The sequence below is a fragment of the Amaricoccus sp. genome (genome assembly GCF_036846665.1).
Taxonomy (GTDB): Bacteria; Pseudomonadota; Alphaproteobacteria; order Rhodobacterales; family Rhodobacteraceae; genus Amaricoccus.
In genome coordinates this window covers 1-16,653 of sequence record NZ_DAIUBO010000075.1, presented here as the reverse complement: position 1 = coordinate 16,653, position 16,653 = coordinate 1, and the positions used below count along the sequence as shown (strand labels likewise).

17 protein-coding genes are annotated in these 16,653 nt (G+C 68.9%); 9 read left to right on the top strand and 8 right to left on the bottom strand.

The window, feature by feature from the left end:
• The coding region (locus V7050_RS09310; RefSeq protein WP_324410476.1) for a M20/M25/M40 family metallo-hydrolase at nt 1-328 on the top strand (328 nt) is incomplete at its 5' end.
• Between the two features lie 162 nt (nt 329-490).
• On the opposite strand, the gene V7050_RS09305 is transcribed toward V7050_RS09310, so the two are convergent.
• The 5 genes from V7050_RS09305 to V7050_RS09285 all read right to left on the bottom strand — a co-directional run bounded on the left by V7050_RS09305 (nt 491) and on the right by V7050_RS09285 (nt 5,085).
• Entirely contained in the window at nt 491-952 is a 462-nt protein-coding gene (locus tag V7050_RS09305; RefSeq protein ID WP_324367053.1) for a DUF992 domain-containing protein, read from the bottom strand.
• A gap of 224 nt (nt 953-1,176) precedes the next feature.
• The gene (locus V7050_RS09300) at nt 1,177-1,899 is read right to left on the bottom strand and encodes a peptidase (RefSeq protein ID WP_324367051.1); all 723 of its coding nucleotides are present in this window, start codon (nt 1,897-1,899) and stop codon (nt 1,177-1,179) included.
• A 20-nt stretch (nt 1,900-1,919) separates the two neighbouring features.
• Nucleotides 1,920-2,735: a transglutaminase family protein gene (locus V7050_RS09295; RefSeq protein WP_324367049.1), complete on the bottom strand. Its 816-nt coding sequence runs from the start codon at nt 2,733-2,735 to the stop codon at nt 1,920-1,922.
• Complete coding sequence (locus V7050_RS09290) at nt 2,736-3,689, bottom strand: alpha-E domain-containing protein (RefSeq protein WP_324367046.1); 954 nt, start codon at nt 3,687-3,689, stop codon at nt 2,736-2,738.
• Nucleotides 3,690-3,693: 4 nt separating this feature from the next.
• Complete coding sequence (locus V7050_RS09285) at nt 3,694-5,085, bottom strand: circularly permuted type 2 ATP-grasp protein (protein WP_324367044.1); 1,392 nt, start codon at nt 5,083-5,085, stop codon at nt 3,694-3,696.
• 217 nt (nt 5,086-5,302) lie between these two features.
• Here V7050_RS09285 and V7050_RS09280 point away from each other — a divergent pair, with 217 nt between their 5' ends.
• The 8 genes from V7050_RS09280 (at nt 5,303) to V7050_RS09245 (ending at nt 14,129) form a co-directional block, all read left to right on the top strand.
• A complete protein-coding gene (locus tag V7050_RS09280; RefSeq protein WP_324367041.1) occupies nt 5,303-6,406 on the top strand; it encodes an ABC transporter ATP-binding protein in 1,104 nt (367 codons plus the stop codon).
• An 80-nt stretch (nt 6,407-6,486) separates the two neighbouring features.
• On the top strand, nt 6,487-7,620 hold the full coding sequence (locus V7050_RS09275) for an extracellular solute-binding protein (protein ID WP_442885581.1): 1,134 nt from the start codon (nt 6,487-6,489) through the stop codon (nt 7,618-7,620).
• Between the two features lie 61 nt (nt 7,621-7,681).
• Complete coding sequence (locus tag V7050_RS09270) at nt 7,682-8,956, top strand: ABC transporter permease (protein ID WP_324367039.1); 1,275 nt, start codon at nt 7,682-7,684, stop codon at nt 8,954-8,956.
• Between the two features lie 6 nt (nt 8,957-8,962).
• Nucleotides 8,963-9,817, top strand: coding sequence for an ABC transporter permease (locus tag V7050_RS09265; protein ID WP_324367037.1), 855 nt, complete (start codon nt 8,963-8,965; stop codon nt 9,815-9,817).
• Nucleotides 9,814-10,515 carry a paraquat-inducible protein A gene (locus V7050_RS09260; protein ID WP_324367035.1) on the top strand — a complete coding sequence of 234 codons (702 nt, stop codon included), beginning with the start codon at nt 9,814-9,816 and terminating at the stop codon, nt 10,513-10,515. The genes V7050_RS09265 and V7050_RS09260 overlap by 4 nt, the downstream gene beginning before the upstream one ends.
• Nucleotides 10,482-11,126, top strand: coding sequence for a paraquat-inducible protein A (locus V7050_RS09255; protein ID WP_324367033.1), 645 nt, complete (start codon nt 10,482-10,484; stop codon nt 11,124-11,126). The genes V7050_RS09260 and V7050_RS09255 overlap by 34 nt, the downstream gene beginning before the upstream one ends.
• Nucleotides 11,119-13,548 (top strand): PqiB family protein, encoded by a 2,430-nt coding sequence (locus tag V7050_RS09250; RefSeq protein WP_324374572.1) that lies wholly within the window; start codon nt 11,119-11,121, stop codon nt 13,546-13,548. The genes V7050_RS09255 and V7050_RS09250 overlap by 8 nt, the downstream gene beginning before the upstream one ends.
• Nucleotides 13,549-13,550: 2 nt before the next feature.
• On the top strand, nt 13,551-14,129 hold the full coding sequence (locus V7050_RS09245) for a PqiC family protein (protein WP_324369181.1): 579 nt from the start codon (nt 13,551-13,553) through the stop codon (nt 14,127-14,129).
• A gap of 279 nt (nt 14,130-14,408) precedes the next feature.
• On the opposite strand, the gene recR is transcribed toward V7050_RS09245, so the two are convergent.
• The 3 genes from recR to V7050_RS09230 all read right to left on the bottom strand — a co-directional run.
• Nucleotides 14,409-15,011, bottom strand: a complete 603-nt coding sequence (gene recR / locus V7050_RS09240) for a recombination mediator RecR (protein WP_324369183.1) — start codon at nt 15,009-15,011, stop codon at nt 14,409-14,411.
• Between the two features lie 19 nt (nt 15,012-15,030).
• Nucleotides 15,031-15,375, bottom strand: coding sequence for a YbaB/EbfC family nucleoid-associated protein (locus tag V7050_RS09235; RefSeq protein WP_324369185.1), 345 nt, complete (start codon nt 15,373-15,375; stop codon nt 15,031-15,033).
• 4 nt (nt 15,376-15,379) lie between these two features.
• The coding region (locus tag V7050_RS09230; protein WP_324410474.1) for a DNA polymerase III subunit gamma/tau at nt 15,380-16,653 on the bottom strand (1,274 nt) is incomplete at its 5' end.

Sequence of the window (16,653 nt, the reverse complement as noted above, 5' to 3'; positions counted from 1 at the left end):
CCCGAACGTCGGCCGGGCCTATGGTGCGGAGGGGGTGCTGGATTTCCGGCCGGGCTTTCCGGTCACCGCCAACGACGCCGGGCGCGCCGCCTTCGCGGCGCAGGTCGCGGCGGAAGTCGCCGGCGGGGTCGACACCGAGACCCCGCCGATCATGGGCGGCGAGGATTTCTCCTACATGCTGAACGCGCGCCCCGGCGCCTTCATCTTCCTCGGCAACGGCGACAGCGCGAGGCTGCACCACCCGGAGTACGATTTCGACGATGCCCTCATCCCGGTCGGCTGTTCCTATTGGGTAAGGCTGGTCGAGACGGCGATGCCCGCGGCCTGAGACGGCCCTTCCCTAGCGCCACGGCGCTGTACCAACGGTCTGTAGGGTGACTCTTCCCTGTGCGAGTCAGGGATCGCCTGCCCGATCGACACTCGCCGATCGGGCCGCGCTAACATGATATGAGACGGCCCCGGCGCGGACGCGCCGGGAGTCGCTGTGCGTTCAGCGCAGCTCGAATTCCGAGAGATCGAGCGACGCGCCCACGCCCTCGACGCCCGAAACGCTGATCGGATTCAGCGCGATCGACTTGTCGCCGCCGCCAACGAGGACACCTGCGCCCGCCCCGGCGCCGACTTCCGCCGCGGCAGTTCCGCCGAAAAACGAGCCCTTGAGCGAGTCGGGTGCCTTGGTGCCTTCGCCGGTCGCCACTACCCCCCAGACCAGCGTCGTGTCCTCGGTAACCGAGAGATCAACGCCGACGCTCTTGATCTCGCCCTCGTAGGTCTGGGCGTCGCCGGTCTTTGGCTTGTAGTCGCAGGCGAATTTCTCGCTCGTGTAGACGATGTCGTTGTGCACGTCCTTGAGCTTGCAGGTCAGCACGCCGAACTCGACGCCGAGTTCGGCGAAGGCCGGCGCCGCCATGAGGGCGGCCGCGGTTGCGATCATCGCGATGGGAAGTCTCATTTCCTTTGGCTCCTTGCCTGAAAGTTTTTCATTTCACCCGGTCCCGGCGGCTTGCGCCCCGCCGGACCCTCCCGATCGGCACGTCCGACCGGGTTCGGCCTGCTGACCCGGAGGGATCGTTCGGCCATAGCCCCGTGCGCGTGGCGGGAACCGCGGCGACGGGGGATGCGCAGTTCGGGTGACGGACCACGGCGCGTGGCGATGACGCGCACAGACGACAGCCGTCACGGCAAGTTCAGGAAGCCGTCGCGGAGCGCCTGGCTCCAGGCCTCGGACATGGCGCTGAAATCCGGATCGCCGGGCATGATGCGCTCGCGCCGGTCGATCCGGCAGGATCCGGCGTGGATGATCGCGAGATCGAGCGGCATGCCGACCGAGAGGTTGGAGCGCAGCGTCGAATCCATCGAGAGCAACACCGCCTTGCGCCCGTCCTCGAGCGAGGTCGCCCGCGTCACCACGCGGTCGAGGATCGGCTTGCCGTACTTGTGCTCGCCGATCTGGAGATAGGGCGTGTCCTCGGTGGCCTCGATGAAATTCCCCTCGGGATAGATCATGAAGAGCCGCATCTGGCCGCCCTTGCGCTGACCGCCGAGCAGGATCAGCGCGGTCACGGACTGGTTCATCTTGCTCATGCGGTCGCCCACGGCGACGCTGACCTCGTTCAGGGTGCGGCCGACGATCTCGGCGATCTCGAGCATTGTCTCGGCGAGCAGGATCGAGGTGGCGCCCGTGGCCTCCGGATCCTCGATCGCATGCTCGAGCTTGGCCATGACCGTCTGGGTGATGGAGAGATTGCCCGAGGTCAGCATCACCAGGGCGCGCTCGCCGGGCTCCTCGTAGACGAACATCTTGCGATAGATCGCGATGTTGTCGACGCCGGCATTGGTCCGCGTGTCCGACAGCATCACGATGCCGGCGTCGAGCAGAAGGCCCACGCAATAGGTCATGTCCCCGCTCCGGCCCCGGATTACTGCTGCGCCGCCACGACCACCGTGACGTCCATCGCCTCCGTCCCACCTCCGCGCGATACCCCACGAATGGGCGCGGCATCAAGCGCGTCGCGCCCCGATCCCAGGCGGATGTAGCGATCGTCCGGGCAGCAGCGGTTGGCAGGATCGAATCCGACCCAGCCGAGGCCCTCGACATGCAGCTCGGCCCAGGCGTGGCTGGCCTCGCCCATTCCCTCCTCGCCGCCGGTCAGCAGATAGCCGGTGACGTAGCGCGCCGGCATGCCCACGCTCTGGGCCAGCGCGATCATCGCATGGGCATGGTCCTGGCAGACCCCCCGCCCCTGTTCGAGCGCCTCCGCGGCGGTGGTATGGGCCTCGGTGGTGCCCGGCGCATAGGCGATCGCCTCGGCCACCGCCGCGGCGAGAAGATGCGCCCGGCCCAGATCGCCCTCCTCGCCCGCGGCGGCCAGCGCCTCGGCGGCGAGCTCGCCGAGCGCACCGTTCGCCTTGGTCCGCTGGGTCGGCCGCAGGTAGGTCCGCGGCGAGATGATCTCGCGGTGGCCGCGCAGCACGCCCGCCGCGTCGATGGTCTCGACCTCGCCGGTCACGGTCACGTCGATGCGCTCGACCGGCCCCTCCACGGTCATGGTGGTGACCCGGTCGCCGGCGCCGTCCACGAAGCTCGCGCCGAAGACCGCCCCCTCGGCCCCGACCTCCCAGGCGACGATCCGCTGGCTGGCGCAGGTCGAGGGCGTGAGCCGGTGGCTCTGGGTGACGAAGCGCATCGGTGCGTCGAAACGGTAGATCGTCGTGTGCCGGACCGACAGGCGCATCTACTGGATCCCGAAGAGATAGCCGTCCGCCACGTCCTGGCCGAGCGCGGCGTTCTGGTTGACGAAGCGGGTGAGGAACTCGTGCAGGCCTTCGCCGATCACGTCCTCGACCTTGGCGGCCGTCAGTTCGCCCAGCGCGGCCTCTGCCCGGTCGTGGGCGGTGGTCCTGCTGCCATAGGCCTTCGCCAACCGGTCGAGGTGGTATCCCGCCATGTCGAGGCAATGCAGCAGCGAGCGCGGGCAGGAAGGGTTCAGGATCAGGAAATGCGCGATCTTGCGGGGCGAGTATTCGCCGCCATAGGCCCAGTGGAAGGCGCGATAGGCCGAGAGCGCGCGCAGGAGCGTCGTCCACTGGTAGGTGTCGATCGAGCCGCCGACCATGTCGGTCGTCGGTAAGAGCACGTAGTATTTGACGTCGAGCAGCCGCGCGGTGTTGTCGCCGCGTTCGAGATACCAGCCGAGGTTCAGGAAATCGTAGCCGTCGTTCTGCAGATGCGTGCCTTCGGTGGCGCCCCGGAAGAGCGCGCCCTGGCGCTTGGTCCATTCGCAGAGCTCCGGCAGTAGCGCCTCGGACCGCGGCCGCCGCTCGATCTCGCGCAGGTCGAGATAGGCGCCGTTGAGCGCGTCCCACATCTCGGTGGTGAGCGCGGTGCGCACCGCGCGGCCGTTCTGGCGCGCGGTCTCGATGCAGGAGATCACGCTCGAGGGGTTCTCGCGGTCGAAGAAGAGCCAGGTCTCCACGTCGCGCTGGTGGAATTCCTCGCCGAACTTCGCGCCGAAGCCCCTGGCCGAGCCCGCGGCCGAGACCAGCGAGGCCCATTCGTTGCGGTAGCCCGTGCCCTCCGAGGGCATGAGCCCCATGCGGTAGCCGACCTCCAGCAGCCGCGCCATGGTTTCGGCCCGCTCCATGTAGCGCGCGAGCCAGAAGAGATTTTCCGCGGTCCTGCTTAGCATGCCGTCAATCCGCCAGAACCCAGGTGTCCTTGACCCCGCCGCCCTGCGACGAGTTCACCACGAGCGAGCCTTCCTTCAGCGCCACCCGGGTCAGGCCGCCAGGGCAGAGATGCACCTCGCGCCCCACCAGGCAGAAGGGGCGCAGGTCCACGTGGCGCGGCGCGAGCCCCTCGTCGACGAAGGTCGGGCAGGTGGAGAGCGCCAGGGTCGGCTGGGCGATGAAGGCCGCCGGATCGCCCTTGATGCGCTCGGCATAGGCGGCGACCTGCTCCTTGGTCGATTTCGGCCCCACGAGCATGCCGTAGCCGCCCGAGCCGTGCACCTCCTTGACCACCAGATCCGCGAGGTTCTCCAGCACGAACTTGCGGTCCGAGGGATCGGCGCATTTCCAGGTCTGCACGTTCTTCAGGATCGGCTCCTCGCCGAGATAGAAGCGGATCATTTCGGGCACGTAGATATAGACCGCCTTGTCGTCGGCGACGCCCGCCCCCGGCGCCGAGGCGATCGCCACCCCGCCCGAGCGATAGACGTTCATCAGCCCCGGAACGCCGAGCATCGATTCGGGCCGGAAGCAGAGCGGGTCGAGAAAGGAATCGTCGAGCCGCCGGTAGATCACGTGCACGCGCCTGGGACCCTCGGTGGTACGCATGTAGACGAAATCGCCCTGGACGAAGAGGTCCTGCCCCTCGACCAGCTCGATGCCCATCTGGTCGGCGAGGAAGGAATGCTCGTAATAGGCGCTGTTGAAGGCGCCGGGCGACAGCAGCACGCTCACCGGCTGCCCCTCGCAGCTCGCCGGCGCCACGCTCGCCAGGGTGCGGCGCAGCCGGTCGGGGTAGTCGTCCACCGGCGCGATGCGCGTCGCCCGGAAGAGATCGGGGAACATCCGCATCATGATCTCGCGGTTCTCGAGCATGTAGCTCACGCCCGAGGGCGTGCGGCAATTGTCCTCCAGCACGAAGAATTCCTCGGGCCCGGTGCGCACGAGGTCGATGCCGACGATATGGGAATAGACCCCGGCCGGCGGGTCGATCCCGACCACCGCCGGCTCGTAGGCCTCGTTGCGGAACACCAGATCCGCGGGGATGATCCCCGCGCGGGTGATCTCGGCGCGGTGATAGACGTCGTAGAGGAAGGCGTTGAGCGCGCGCGCCCGCTGCTTGACCCCTCTCTCCAGCCGCCGCCACTCGTATTCGGTGAAGACCCGGGGCATCATGTCGAAGGGGATCAGCCGCTCGGTATCGCCGCCCTCGCCATAGACCGCGAAGGTGATGCCGATGCGCCGGAAGAGCGCCTCGGCCTGCCGCTGCTTCTGCGAAAGCGCCTCGGGCGAGGTCGATTCCACCCAGTCCAGCAGCTTGGCATAAGCCGGCCGGACCCGCTTTCCATCATACATTTCGTTGAAAGTACTGATGGCTCACTCCCCCGCCGGCCTTGCGGGACAATAGATTCGCTCGCCGGCCAAAACGCAAGCGCAACGGCGAGCGAAACCGTCGCCGGGAGGCAACGGAGCCGCCATTCTGCATGGTAATTGCGTCCCGCGCGGCGATGTGATTAACATTCCGCCAATTACGGATCCGACCAGAGAAACGAGCGGAAGACAGGGTGGCTGCATGAATGCCGGACACGGCAACGGGGCGTTCGTCGTATTCGAACACGTCCAGAAGAGCTACGACGGCGAGACCCTCGTCGTAAAGGATCTGAACCTCAACATCGGCCAGGGCGAGTTCCTGACCATGCTCGGGCCCTCGGGATCGGGCAAGACCACCTGCCTGATGATGCTCGCGGGCTTCGAGACCGCGACCCACGGCGACATCCGCCTCGCCGGCCGACCGATCAACAACATTCCGCCGCACAAGCGCGGCATCGGCATGGTGTTCCAGAACTACGCGCTCTTCCCGCACATGACCGTGGGCGAGAACCTCGCCTTCCCCCTCGAGGTGCGCAAGATGTCGAAGGCCGACATCGAGGCCAAGGTCAAGCGCGCGCTCGACATGGTGCAGATGGGCGCCTTCGCCGGCCGCCGCCCGGCACAGCTCTCGGGCGGCCAGCAGCAGCGCATCGCGCTGGCCAGGGCGCTGGTCTTCGATGCCGAACTGGTTCTGATGGACGAGCCGCTCGGCGCCCTCGACAAGCAGTTGCGCGAGCACATGCAGTTCGAGATCAAGCATATCCACGAGCAACTCGGCGTCACCGTGGTCTATGTCACCCACGACCAGGGCGAGGCCCTGACCATGTCGGACCGGATCGCCGTCTTCAACGACGGGCGCATCCAGCAGCTGGCGCCGCCCGAGGATCTCTACGAGCGGCCGGAGAACGGTTTCGTCGCGCAGTTCATCGGCGAGAACAACACCCTCGAAGGAACGGTCGAGACCATCGCCGAGGGCAAATGCACCGTGCGCCTCGGCGACGGCTCGGTGATCGACGCGCTGCCGGTCAATGTCTCCAGGCCCGGCGAGCGGACCCTGCTCTCGATCCGGCCCGAGCGGGCGGAGTTCAACCCCGCCCGGCTGCCGGAGGGAACCCATACCGTCAAGGCCGAGGTGCTCGAATTCATCTACATGGGCGACATCTTCCGCGTGCGCCTGCGGATCGCCGGGAACGAGAACTTCGTCATCAAGTGCCGCAATGCGGTCGGTCAGCGCCGGCTCCGGCCGGGCGAGGTCATCGACGTCGGCTGGCTGCCGCAGGATTGCCGCGCGCTGGAAGCAGCATGACGAACGCCGGCCGCGCGCCCGACCGGAGGCGCGCAGCCGGCCGAGAAGAAGTCCGGGTACAGTACACAGGGAGTATCATGATGAAAACCAGACACCTATTCGGAGCGACCGCCCTCGCCCTCCTGCCGGCGGCCGCCATGATGGCGCAGGACCAGGCGACCTGCGAGAATTGCGCCAACACCATGACCGTGGTCTCCTGGGGAGGCGCCTACCAGAACAGCCAGGTCAAGGCCTATATCGAGCCCTACAAGGCCATGCACCCCGAGCTGACGGTGGTGATGGACGAGAGCTCCGCGGAATCGGTGGCCAAGATGCGCGCCATGGCCGAGGCGGGCAACGTCACCTGGGACCTCGTCGACACGCTGGCCTCCGACGCCATCCGCATGTGCGACGAGGGCCTGGTGATGGAGTTCGACGACATCGACGCGGTCCTGGCGCCGGCGCCGGACGGCACGCCGGCGTCGGAGGATTTCGGCGACCTGCTCATCAACGACTGCTTCGTTCCGCAGATCGTCTATTCGACCACCTTCGGATACCGCACCGACGTGGCCGACTGGGGCGGCAAGGTGCCGACCACGGTCTGCGACGTCTTCGACCTCGAGACCTTCCCGGGCAAGCGCGCGCTGCAGAAGCGTCCGATCGACAACATGGAATGGGCGCTCTACTGCGACGGTGTCGCCAAGGAGGAGATCTACGACGTGCTCGGGACCGACGAAGGCATCGAGCGCGCGTTCAACAAGCTCAATTCCATCAAGGACCAGGTGGTCTGGTGGACCGCCGGCGCCGAGACGCCGCAGCTCCTCGCCGACGGCGAGGTGGTGATCGGCTCGACTTTCAACGGCCGTCTGTTCTCGGCGATCGTCGAGCAGAACCAGCCGATCGCCATGCTCTGGGACATGCAGGACTTCGACCTCGACGGCTGGACGATCCCGGCGGATCTCCCCGAGGACCGGCTGAACCGGGTGCTGGACTTCCTCTATTTCGCCACCGACACCCAGAGGCTGGCCGACCAGGCGCAGTACATCTCCTACGGCCCGGCGCGCAGTTCGTCGGCACCTCTGGTGGGCTTCAGCGAGGTGCTCGGCGTCGACATGGCGCCGCACATGCCCACGGATCCGGCCAATGCCACCAACACCCACCTCTACGACTACGGCTGGTGGGCGGACCATCGCGACGACCTGGATGCCAAGTTCCAGGCCTGGCTGACCCAGTAGGACCACATCGGGCGGGCGGGGACGCACCCCGCCCGCCCAAGCGAGGAAAGGCGGCAGAGCCATGACCCAAGCCACCGCGGATCAGGCGAGGGGGTCGGTGCTGGCCGCCGACGGCACTCCGCTCAAGGTCAGCCTGCGCCGGGCGCTGCGCGCGCAGAAGCTGCGGGCGCTGATGCTGATCGCGCCGCTCCTCGCCTTCATCGTCATCGCTTTCCTGATGCCGATCGCCGACATGCTCTTCCGCTCGGTCGAGAACCAGATCGTGCCGGACACCCTGCCGAAGACCGTCGTGGCGCTAGAGGACTGGGACGCGAAGGGCGACGCGCTCCCCGGAGAGCCGGTCTTTGCCGCCCTGCACGACGACCTGGTCGTGGCGGCGGAGGCAAAGACCCACACGCGCCTCGGATCGCGGCTGAACTACGAGGATTCCGGCATGTCCTCGCTGCTGCGCGCCGCCGGTCGCGGCGCGGGCAGGATGAATGCCGACGAGCCTTACGAGGCCCAGTTCATCGACATGGACAAGGACTGGGGCGACATCGAGACCTGGCGCACCATCAAGCTCTATTCCGGCGCCTATACCGACGGCTACCTGCTCAACGCCATCGACATGCAGAAGACCGTCGACGGGCCGGAGCTGAAGCCCGCGTCCCAGCGCATCTACGTCATGCTGTTCCTGCGCACCATGCTCCTCAGCCTGACGATCACCTTCTTCACCCTGCTGCTCGGCTATCCGATCGCCTATCTCCTGGCGATCCTGCCGCTCAGGACCTCCAACCTGATCATGATCCTGGTGCTGCTGCCGTTCTGGACCTCGCTCCTGGTGCGCACCGCCTCCTGGAAGGTGCTGCTCCAGCAGCAGGGCGTGATCAACGACCTGCTGGTCTGGATCGGCCTCATATCGGACGCGAACCGGCTGGTGATGATCAACAACGCCACCGGCACGATCATCGCCATGACCCATATCCTGCTGCCCTTCATGATCCTGCCGCTCTATTCGGTGATGAAGACCATCCCGCCCTCCTATCTGCGCGCCGCGAAATCGCTGGGCGCCAATGACTGGACCGCGTTCTGGCGGGTCTATTTCCCGCAATCGGTGCCCGGCGTCGGCGCCGGGGCGATCCTCGTCTTCATCCTGTCGATCGGCTATTACATCACACCGGAACTGGTCGGCGGCACCTCGGGCATCTTCATCTCCAACCGCATCGCCTACCACATCTCCATCTCGCTCAACTGGGGACTGGCGGCGGCGCTGGCGACGATGCTGCTCATCGTGGTGCTGGCGCTCTACTGGGTCTACGACCGCATGGTCGGCATCGACAACGTCAAGCTGGGGTAACGCGACATGGCCGCTCTCCCGCCCTATGCCTCCACCGGCCAGCGCCTCTGGTACTGGGGCTTCCGCGCCATCTGCGTGGCGGTGCTGTTCTTCCTGATCATGCCGATCCTGGTGATCATCCCGCTGAGCTTCAACGCCGAGAACTTCTTCACCTTCACCAAGAGGATGCTGGCGCTGAACCCCGAGGCCTATTCGCTCAAGCACTACCAGGACTTCTTCTCGAACCCCGACTGGCAGCAGGCGCTGCGCAATTCGGTGACCATCGCGCCGGTGGCCACGCTGCTCGCGGTGGCGCTCGGGACGCTGGCCGCCGTGGGCCTGAGCCAGCCGCATGTGCCGTTCCGCGGCGCGATCATGGCGATCCTGATCTCGCCGATGATCGTGCCGCTGATCATCTCGGCGGCGGGGATGTATTTCTTCTATTCGCGCATCGGCCTGCAGGGCACCTATTGGGGGGTGGTGCTGGCCCATGCCGCCCTCGGCATCCCCTTCGTGATCATCACCGTCACCGCAACGCTGGTCGGCTTCGACCGCAGCTTGGTGCGCGCCGCCGCCAACATGGGCGCGGGCCCGGTGCGGACCTTCTTCAAGGTGCAGATGCCCTTGATCCTGCCGGGGGTGATCTCCGGGGCGCTCTTCGCCTTCATCACCTCCTTCGACGAGGTGGTGGTGGTGCTCTTCGTCGGCTCGGCGGCGCAGAAGACCCTGCCGTGGCAGATGTTCATCGGCCTGCGCGAGCAGATCTCGCCCACCATCCTCGCGGTCGCCACCATCCTCATCGCCATCTCCGTGGTGCTGCTGACCGTGCTCGAACTGCTGCGTCGGCGTTCCGAGAAGCTGCGGGGCATGAGCCCCGGATGACCCGCACGGCCGCGATCGCGGACGGCGGCGGGATTGCAGCAGGAACGGCCGAGGGCGACCGCGCCGCCCGGATCCTCGAGGCCGGCGGCGAGGTGATCGCCTGCACCGTCTGCGACGCGCTGCATTCCGTCGGCGCCGGCCCTCCCATGCACGGCAGGATGCGCTGTGCGCGCTGCGGCAGCGTGCTCCTGCGCGCCCCGCGCGGCGCGCTCGACAGCATCCTCGGCGGCGCGCTCGCGACGGTGATCCTGGTGATCTCGGCGGTGTTCTTTCCCTTTCTGGAGATCTCGGCCAAGGGGCTTCGCAGCGCCGCCTCGCTGGTGGACGTGGCCTTCGCCTTCTCCCAAGGGATCACCGCCCCGCTGGCGCTGGCGGTGATCCTGATGATCGTGGTGCTGCCGGTGACCCGTGCCGCGGCGCTCGGCTGGGCGCTGGTGCCGCTGCGGCTGGGCCGGCCCGCCCTGCCGGGCGCGAAGCGCGCCTTCCGCTTTGCCAGCCGGCTCAAGCCCTGGTCGATGGCCGAGGTCTTCATCATCGGCGTTGTGGTGGCCCTGGTGAAGATCGGCGGCATGGCGACTGTGAGCCTCGGCCCGGCTTTCTGGGAGCTCACCCTGATCGTGCTCATCGTCGCGCTCGAATCCACGAGCCTCTGCGAGAAGACCATATGGCGCATGCTGGAAGCCCGCAGCCGGTCCTGACCGCCCGGGCGGCGGGCCTGATCGGCTGCGCGACCTGCGGCTGCGTGTCGCGGCCCGGAACCGCGCATTGCCCGCGCTGCGGCTCGGTGCTCCACAGCCGCCGGCCCGGCAGCCTCTCGAAGGTCTGGGCCTGGTGGCTGGCGGGCCTCATCGCCTATATCCCGGCCAATCTCTTTCCGATGCTGGAAAGCACCTTCCTCGGCCGCAGGACCGATTCCACCATCGTGGGCGGGGTCGTAGACCTCGTGCATCACGGCGCCTATTTCATCGCCGGCGTCGTCTTCTTCGCCAGCGTGCTGATCCCGGTCGGCAAGTTCATCGCCGTGGGCTATCTTGCCTATTCGCTGCGCTACCGGGTGCAGCTCTCGGGGCATATGCGCACCCTGCTCTACGAGATCGTGGAATTCATCGGGCGCTGGTCGATGGTCGATGTCTTCGTGGTGGCGATCCTCGCCGCGCTGGTCAATCTCGGCTTCGTCGTGGGCTTCCGCCCCGGCCCGGCGGCGGTCTTCTTCGCTTTGTCCGTTGCATGCACGATGGTCTCCGCGCTATCGCTCGACCCCCGACTGATCTGGGATGCGGTGGAGCGAGACGTGCCGGACCATGGATGAGCTGAAGCCCAGCGAGCCGGTGGTGGAGGTGCCGCGGCGCTGGATCCCGGTGGCATCGGCGGTCTGGCTCGTGCCGATCGTCGCGCTGGCGATCGCGCTCGGGGTCGCCTGGCGGAGCTATTCCGACCGCGGCCCGCTCATCGAGATCCTCTTCGACAGCGCCAGCGGCATCGTCGCCGGCGAGACGACGGTGCGCTACAAGGATTTCGCCATCGGCATGGTCGAGGACGTGCGCTTCACCGACGATCTGAGCCAAGTGGTGGTCTCGGCGCGGCTGCACAAGGATGCCGCGAGGCATGTGGACAGCAACACCAAGTTCTGGCTCGTCCGCGCCCAGGTCGGGCCCCGCGGCATCTCCGGGCTCGAGACCGTGCTCTCGGGCGCCTTCATCGGCGCCGAGCTCGGCGACGAGCCCGGCGCGCCGCAGGACCGCTTCACCGCCCTGAGCGCTCCGCCGCTGACGCCGGCCGGCCAGCCCGGCATCCGCATCCGGCTCAGCGCACCCGACGGCGGCTCGCTCTCGGTGGGCGCGCCGATCCTCTTCAAGCAGATCCCGGTCGGCAAGATCGAGGCGGTCGAGCTGACCGAGGCGGGCGACGTCATGGTGACCGCCTTCGTCGACGCGCCCAACGACCGCCGGCTGACCTCGGCCACCCGGTTCTGGAACGCCTCCGGATTCTCCATCGAGCTCGGCACCGGCGGCGCCTCGCTCAATGTCGAGAGCCTCGCCGCGCTGGTCCAGGGCGGCATCACCTTCGATACAGTCACCAGCGGCGGCGAGCCGATCGAATCGGGCCATCTCTACCGGCTCTATGCCAACGAGAAGACGGCGCGGAACGTCATCCTCAACGACGATCCGGCCGAGCTGCTGCGGGTGATGACCTTCTTCGAGGGCTCGGTGCGCGGCCTCCAGACCGGCGCGCCGGTCGAATACCTCGGCATCACCGTGGGCGAGGTGACCGAGCTGCAATCGGAAGTCGTGCGCGTGGACGATCGCCCGGTCGTGCGCGTCCGCGCCGTGCTGACGCTCAACCCCGCCCGGGTGGGCCTTCCGTCCGACGGCGACATGCGCGAAGAGGCGCTCGACCTGATCGCCGATGCCGTCCGGCGCGGCGCGCGCGCGCGGCTGGCCAGCGCCAATATCCTGACCGGCAGCCTCTTCGTCGAATTCGCCGAGATCCCCGACGCCGAACCCGCGACGCTCGACCGCGACGCCGAGCCCTTCCCGGAAGTCCCGAGCGTCGCCACCCCCGGCAGCAGCCTCGCCGCCTCGGCGGAGGGCGTGCTCGACCGCGTCCAGTCCCTGCCGGTCGAGGAGGTGATGAACTCCGTCATCACGCTGCTCGGCAATGCCAACCGGCTAATCACGGACGAGCGCGTGCGCAAGGCCCCCGAGAACCTCGGGCTCCTGCTCGCCGACCTGCGCGCGCTGGTGGGCAGCGACGCCGTCCAGCAGGCGCCGCAGGATCTCGCCGCGACGCTCGCCTCGGCGCGTGCCCTGCTCGACGGCTTCGCCGAGCGCCAGCTCGCGGAGGAGATCGCGACGACCCTGCAATCGGCCACCGCGACGCTCGACAGCATCACCGCCGCCGCCGAGGGCGTCCCGGCCATGATCGAGGAAGTGGGCGCGCTCTCCGAGCGGGCGCGGGAGCTTCCGCTCGAGGATATCGTCGCTTCGGCCACCACCCTCATCGACGACGTCAATGCGCTGGTCCGGAGCGACGAGGTCGCGGCGATCCCGCCGGCGGTGACCGATGCGCTGGCGGAACTGCGCGGCCTCATCGCCGACCTGCGCGACGGCGGCACCATCGAGAACGTCAATGCCACGCTGGTCTCGGTGCGGGCAGTGAGCGACGACATCGCCGCCGCGAGGCTCGGCGAGAGCCTGAGGGCGACCCTCGCCTCCGCCGAGGCCACGGCGGCGCAGGTCAGCAGCGCCTCGGAGGACCTGCCCGAGCTGATCGAGAATCTCACCGCGCTCTCGCAGCGCATGGAATCGCTGCCGCTCGACGAGCTCGTCGCCTCGGGCACCCGGGTGCTCGGCACCTTCGACACCTTCCTCGCCTCCGAGGGCGTCGAGAGCCTGCCGCCGCGGCTCGCCGCCTCGCTGGAAGAGCTGCGGCTGATCCTCGCCGAGCTGCGCGAGGGCGGCGCGGTGGCCAATGTCAATGCGACGCTCGCCTCCGCCGACGAGGCCGCCGCCGCGATCACCGCGGCCGCCGCCGACCTGCCCGCGCTGGTCACGCAATTCTCCCGCGTCGCCGACCAGGCCGATGCCGCGCTCGCCCAGATCGGCCCCGGCTCGGACGTCAATCGCGAGACGCTTCTGCTCCTGCGCGAGGTCCGCGACGCCGCGAAATCGGTCACGGCGCTCGTCACGGCGCTGGAGCGCCGCCCCAATTCGGTCCTCTTCGGGAGATGAGCATGCGCCCGCCCCTGCCCCTGACGATCGCGGCGGCGCTGGCGCTCGGCGCCTGCGCCAATCCCGACTATTACCTGCTGCCGCCGCCGCAGCCGGTCGCGCGACTGGCCGCCCCGGTGTCGAGCATCGCGGTGGCGGAGATCAGCCTGCCCGCCTATGCCGAGGCGCTCGAGATCGCCACGCTCGCCGGTCCGGGCGCGGTCACGCTGAACAAGAACGCGCTCTGGGCCGATACCCCGCGCCGCGCGCTGACCCGCCATCTCGTCGCGGCGCTGGAGGCGCGGCTGCGGGCGCGGGTCGGCACCGAGCCCTGGCCGGCCTTCGACGGCCCCGGCCTGCGCGTCGAGGTGATCGCCGACCGCTTCGTCGGCGCGCCGGGAGGGGTGGTGGAATTCGCCGGCCAGTACATCGTCGTGGGCAACGACAGCGGCCGCATCACCGCCTCCGACCGCTTCACCATCGCCGTCCCGACCGGAGGCGGCGGCTACGAGGCGCTCCTGGCCGCCCATGCCCGCGCCGTCGAGCAGCTCGCCGACATGATCGCCGCCCGCATCACCGGCCGCGCCCGGCCCGCCGCCTGACCGATCCCCGGTGCCGGCCAGGGGGCGTTACACGGTGAAACACGGCTTATCATATTGTTATTACGTCGTTTTTAGAAGGTCGACTCAGAAAGCTGCGATCGGTTCGGCTCGATGGCCTCCCGATGCATTGAACCAACGAGTCTCGCCGTCAACTCTCATCCCAGGTCGGCCATAGGTTCCCAGCCCGATCGACCCGTGGCAATCGGGCCGCGCCGGCCCTGCCCGGGGCCGGCGCGTCCGTCAGACGGAAGGGCCGCTGGTATCGGACAGGCGCCCGGATCAGACCACCCGCCGGGCGAGCAGTGCGGCGCCGATGGTGCCGTCGTCGAGATAATCGAGCTCGCCGCCGATCGGCACGCCCTTGGCCAGCGAGGTGGCCTTGACGCCCGATGGGGCGAGCTGGTCGGCGATGTAGTGGATCGTGGTCTGGCCGTCGATCGTGGCGTTGAGCGCGAGGATCACCTCGCCGATCTCCTCCTCGGCGACCCGCGCCAGCAGGTCGGGAATGCGCAGCGCCTCCGGCCCCACCCCGTCGAGCGCCGAGAGCACGCCGCCCAGCACGTGGTAGCGCCCGCCGAAGATCCCGGCGCGCTCCATCGCCCAGAGATCGGCCACGGTCTCGACCACGCAGATCTCGCCGGTGGCGCGGCGCGGATCGGCGCAGATCGCGCAGATCTCCGCCGTGGTGATATTGCCGCAGCGGCCGCATTCCCGCACGTCCGCGGCCACCTCCGCCATGGCCTTCGCCAGCGGATCGAGCAGCAGCGCGCGCTTGCGGATCATCGCCAGCACCGCGCGCCGCGCCGAGCGCGGCCCGAGCCCCGGAAGCCGCGCCATCAGCGCGATCAGCCGGTCGACGGCGGCGCCCTCGGCCTCGGTCACGGAAGGACGGCCGGCGCTGTCAGAACGGCAGCTTCATGCCGGGCGGCAGGTCGAGCCCCTCGGTGAGCCGGCCCATCTCTTCCTTGGCGGCCGCCTCGCCGCGCGCCTGGGCGTCCTGAATCGCTGCGACGATGAGATCCTCGACCACCTCGCGGTCCTCCGCCCTGAAGAGGCTCGGGTCGATCGAAAGCGCCCGGACCACGCCCTTGGCCGTCGCCGTCGCCTTGACGAGGCCCGCGCCGGATTCGCCGGTCACCTCGATCGCCTCGAGCCGGCCCTGGATCTCGGCCATGCGGCCCTGCATCTCCTGCGCCTGCTTCATGATCTTGGCCATGTCGCCAAGCTGCCCGATCCCCTTGAGCATTCTCTCAGTTCTCCTCCGATGCGGGATCGAACGGATCCCAGTCGTCGTCATCCTCCGCGCTGCCCGCCTCGGCCTCCGCCGAGGGCAGGGTGGGCGCCTCCGACTGCCGCACGTCGCGGATCCGCGCGCCGGGAAAGGCCGCGAGCATGGCCTGGACCAGCGGATGCGCGCGGGCGCGGCCTTCGAGGTCGCCCTTGCGCTCGGCCTCCCTCTCGGCCAGCGTCGCGCCGCCGCCCGATCCCACGATCGAGACGCCCCAGCGCGCGCCGGTCCAAGTCCTGAGCCGCTCGGCGATGCGCGCGGCGAGATCGGGCGCGGCGCCGGCCGCCGGTTCGAACTCGATGCGCCCGGGCGCATATTTCACCAGCCGCACGCCGGTCTCGATCTCCACGAGCAGCGCCATGTCCCGCCGCGCCCGCACCAGCGCGACCACGTCCTCGAAAGCCGCATAGCGGGCCAGCGCCGCGGTCTCGGGCGCCGGTTGCGCCATCGCCTGCGGCCGGGGAGCGGCCTGGGCGCGCGCGGCACCGCCCGCCCGCGTGCCGCCACCGCCGCCGCCCGCCGGCCCGGGCGCCGCCGGCGCCGCGTCGCTCAGCCGGCGGATCAGGTCCTCGGGGCTCGGCAGGTCGGCGACATGGGTGAGCCTTATCACCGCCATCTCCGCCGCCATCATCGCATTGGGCGCCTGGCCGACCTCCTCGAGCGCCTTGAGCAGCATCTGCCACATCCGCGTCAGCGCGCGCATGCCGAGCCGCTCGGCGAAATCGAGGCCGCGGGCGCGTTCGTCGGGGCCGATCGTGGGGTCGTCGGCCACCTCCGGCGCGATCTTCACCATCGAGACCCAATGGGTGACTTCGGCGAGATCGCGCAGGATCGCCAGCGGATCGGCCCCGGCGGCGTATTGCGCCGAGAGCTCGGCCAGCGCCGCCGCCACCTCGCCCGCCATGATCCGCTCGAAGAGATCGAGCACGCGACCCCGGTCGGCGAGGCCGAGCATGGCGCGCACCTCCGCCGCGGAGGTCTCGCCCGCGCCATGGGCGATGGCCTGGTCCATCAGCGAGAGCGCGTCGCGCACCGAGCCCTCGGCGGCGCGCACGATCAGCGCCAGCGCATCGGGTGCCACCGCGGCCCCCTCCTGCGCGGCGATGCCGCTCAGGTGCGCCAGCATCGTCTCCGGCTCGATCCGCCGCAGGTCGAAGCGCTGGCAGCGCGACAGCACCGTGACCGGCACCTTGCGGATCTCGGTGGTGGCGAAGATGAACTTCACATGCTCCGGCG

Coding starts and splice junctions, on each gene's coding strand:
- V7050_RS09305 (WP_324367053.1), bottom strand. CDS start 952: ATGAGACTTCCCATCGCGATGATCGCAACCGCGGCCGCCCTCATGGCG.
- V7050_RS09300 (WP_324367051.1), bottom strand. CDS start 1,899: ATGACCTATTGCGTGGGCCTTCTGCTCGACGCCGGCATCGTGATGCTG.
- V7050_RS09295 (WP_324367049.1), bottom strand. CDS start 2,735: ATGCGCCTGTCGGTCCGGCACACGACGATCTACCGTTTCGACGCACCG.
- V7050_RS09290 (WP_324367046.1), bottom strand. CDS start 3,689: ATGCTAAGCAGGACCGCGGAAAATCTCTTCTGGCTCGCGCGCTACATG.
- V7050_RS09285 (WP_324367044.1), bottom strand. CDS start 5,085: ATGTATGATGGAAAGCGGGTCCGGCCGGCTTATGCCAAGCTGCTGGAC.
- V7050_RS09280 (WP_324367041.1), top strand. CDS start 5,303: ATGAATGCCGGACACGGCAACGGGGCGTTCGTCGTATTCGAACACGTC.
- V7050_RS09275 (WP_442885581.1), top strand. CDS start 6,487: ATGAAAACCAGACACCTATTCGGAGCGACCGCCCTCGCCCTCCTGCCG.
- V7050_RS09270 (WP_324367039.1), top strand. CDS start 7,682: ATGACCCAAGCCACCGCGGATCAGGCGAGGGGGTCGGTGCTGGCCGCC.
- V7050_RS09265 (WP_324367037.1), top strand. CDS start 8,963: ATGGCCGCTCTCCCGCCCTATGCCTCCACCGGCCAGCGCCTCTGGTAC.
- V7050_RS09260 (WP_324367035.1), top strand. CDS start 9,814: ATGACCCGCACGGCCGCGATCGCGGACGGCGGCGGGATTGCAGCAGGA.
- V7050_RS09255 (WP_324367033.1), top strand. CDS start 10,482: ATGGCGCATGCTGGAAGCCCGCAGCCGGTCCTGACCGCCCGGGCGGCG.
- V7050_RS09250 (WP_324374572.1), top strand. CDS start 11,119: ATGGATGAGCTGAAGCCCAGCGAGCCGGTGGTGGAGGTGCCGCGGCGC.
- V7050_RS09245 (WP_324369181.1), top strand. CDS start 13,551: ATGCGCCCGCCCCTGCCCCTGACGATCGCGGCGGCGCTGGCGCTCGGC.
- V7050_RS09235 (WP_324369185.1), bottom strand. CDS start 15,375: ATGCTCAAGGGGATCGGGCAGCTTGGCGACATGGCCAAGATCATGAAG.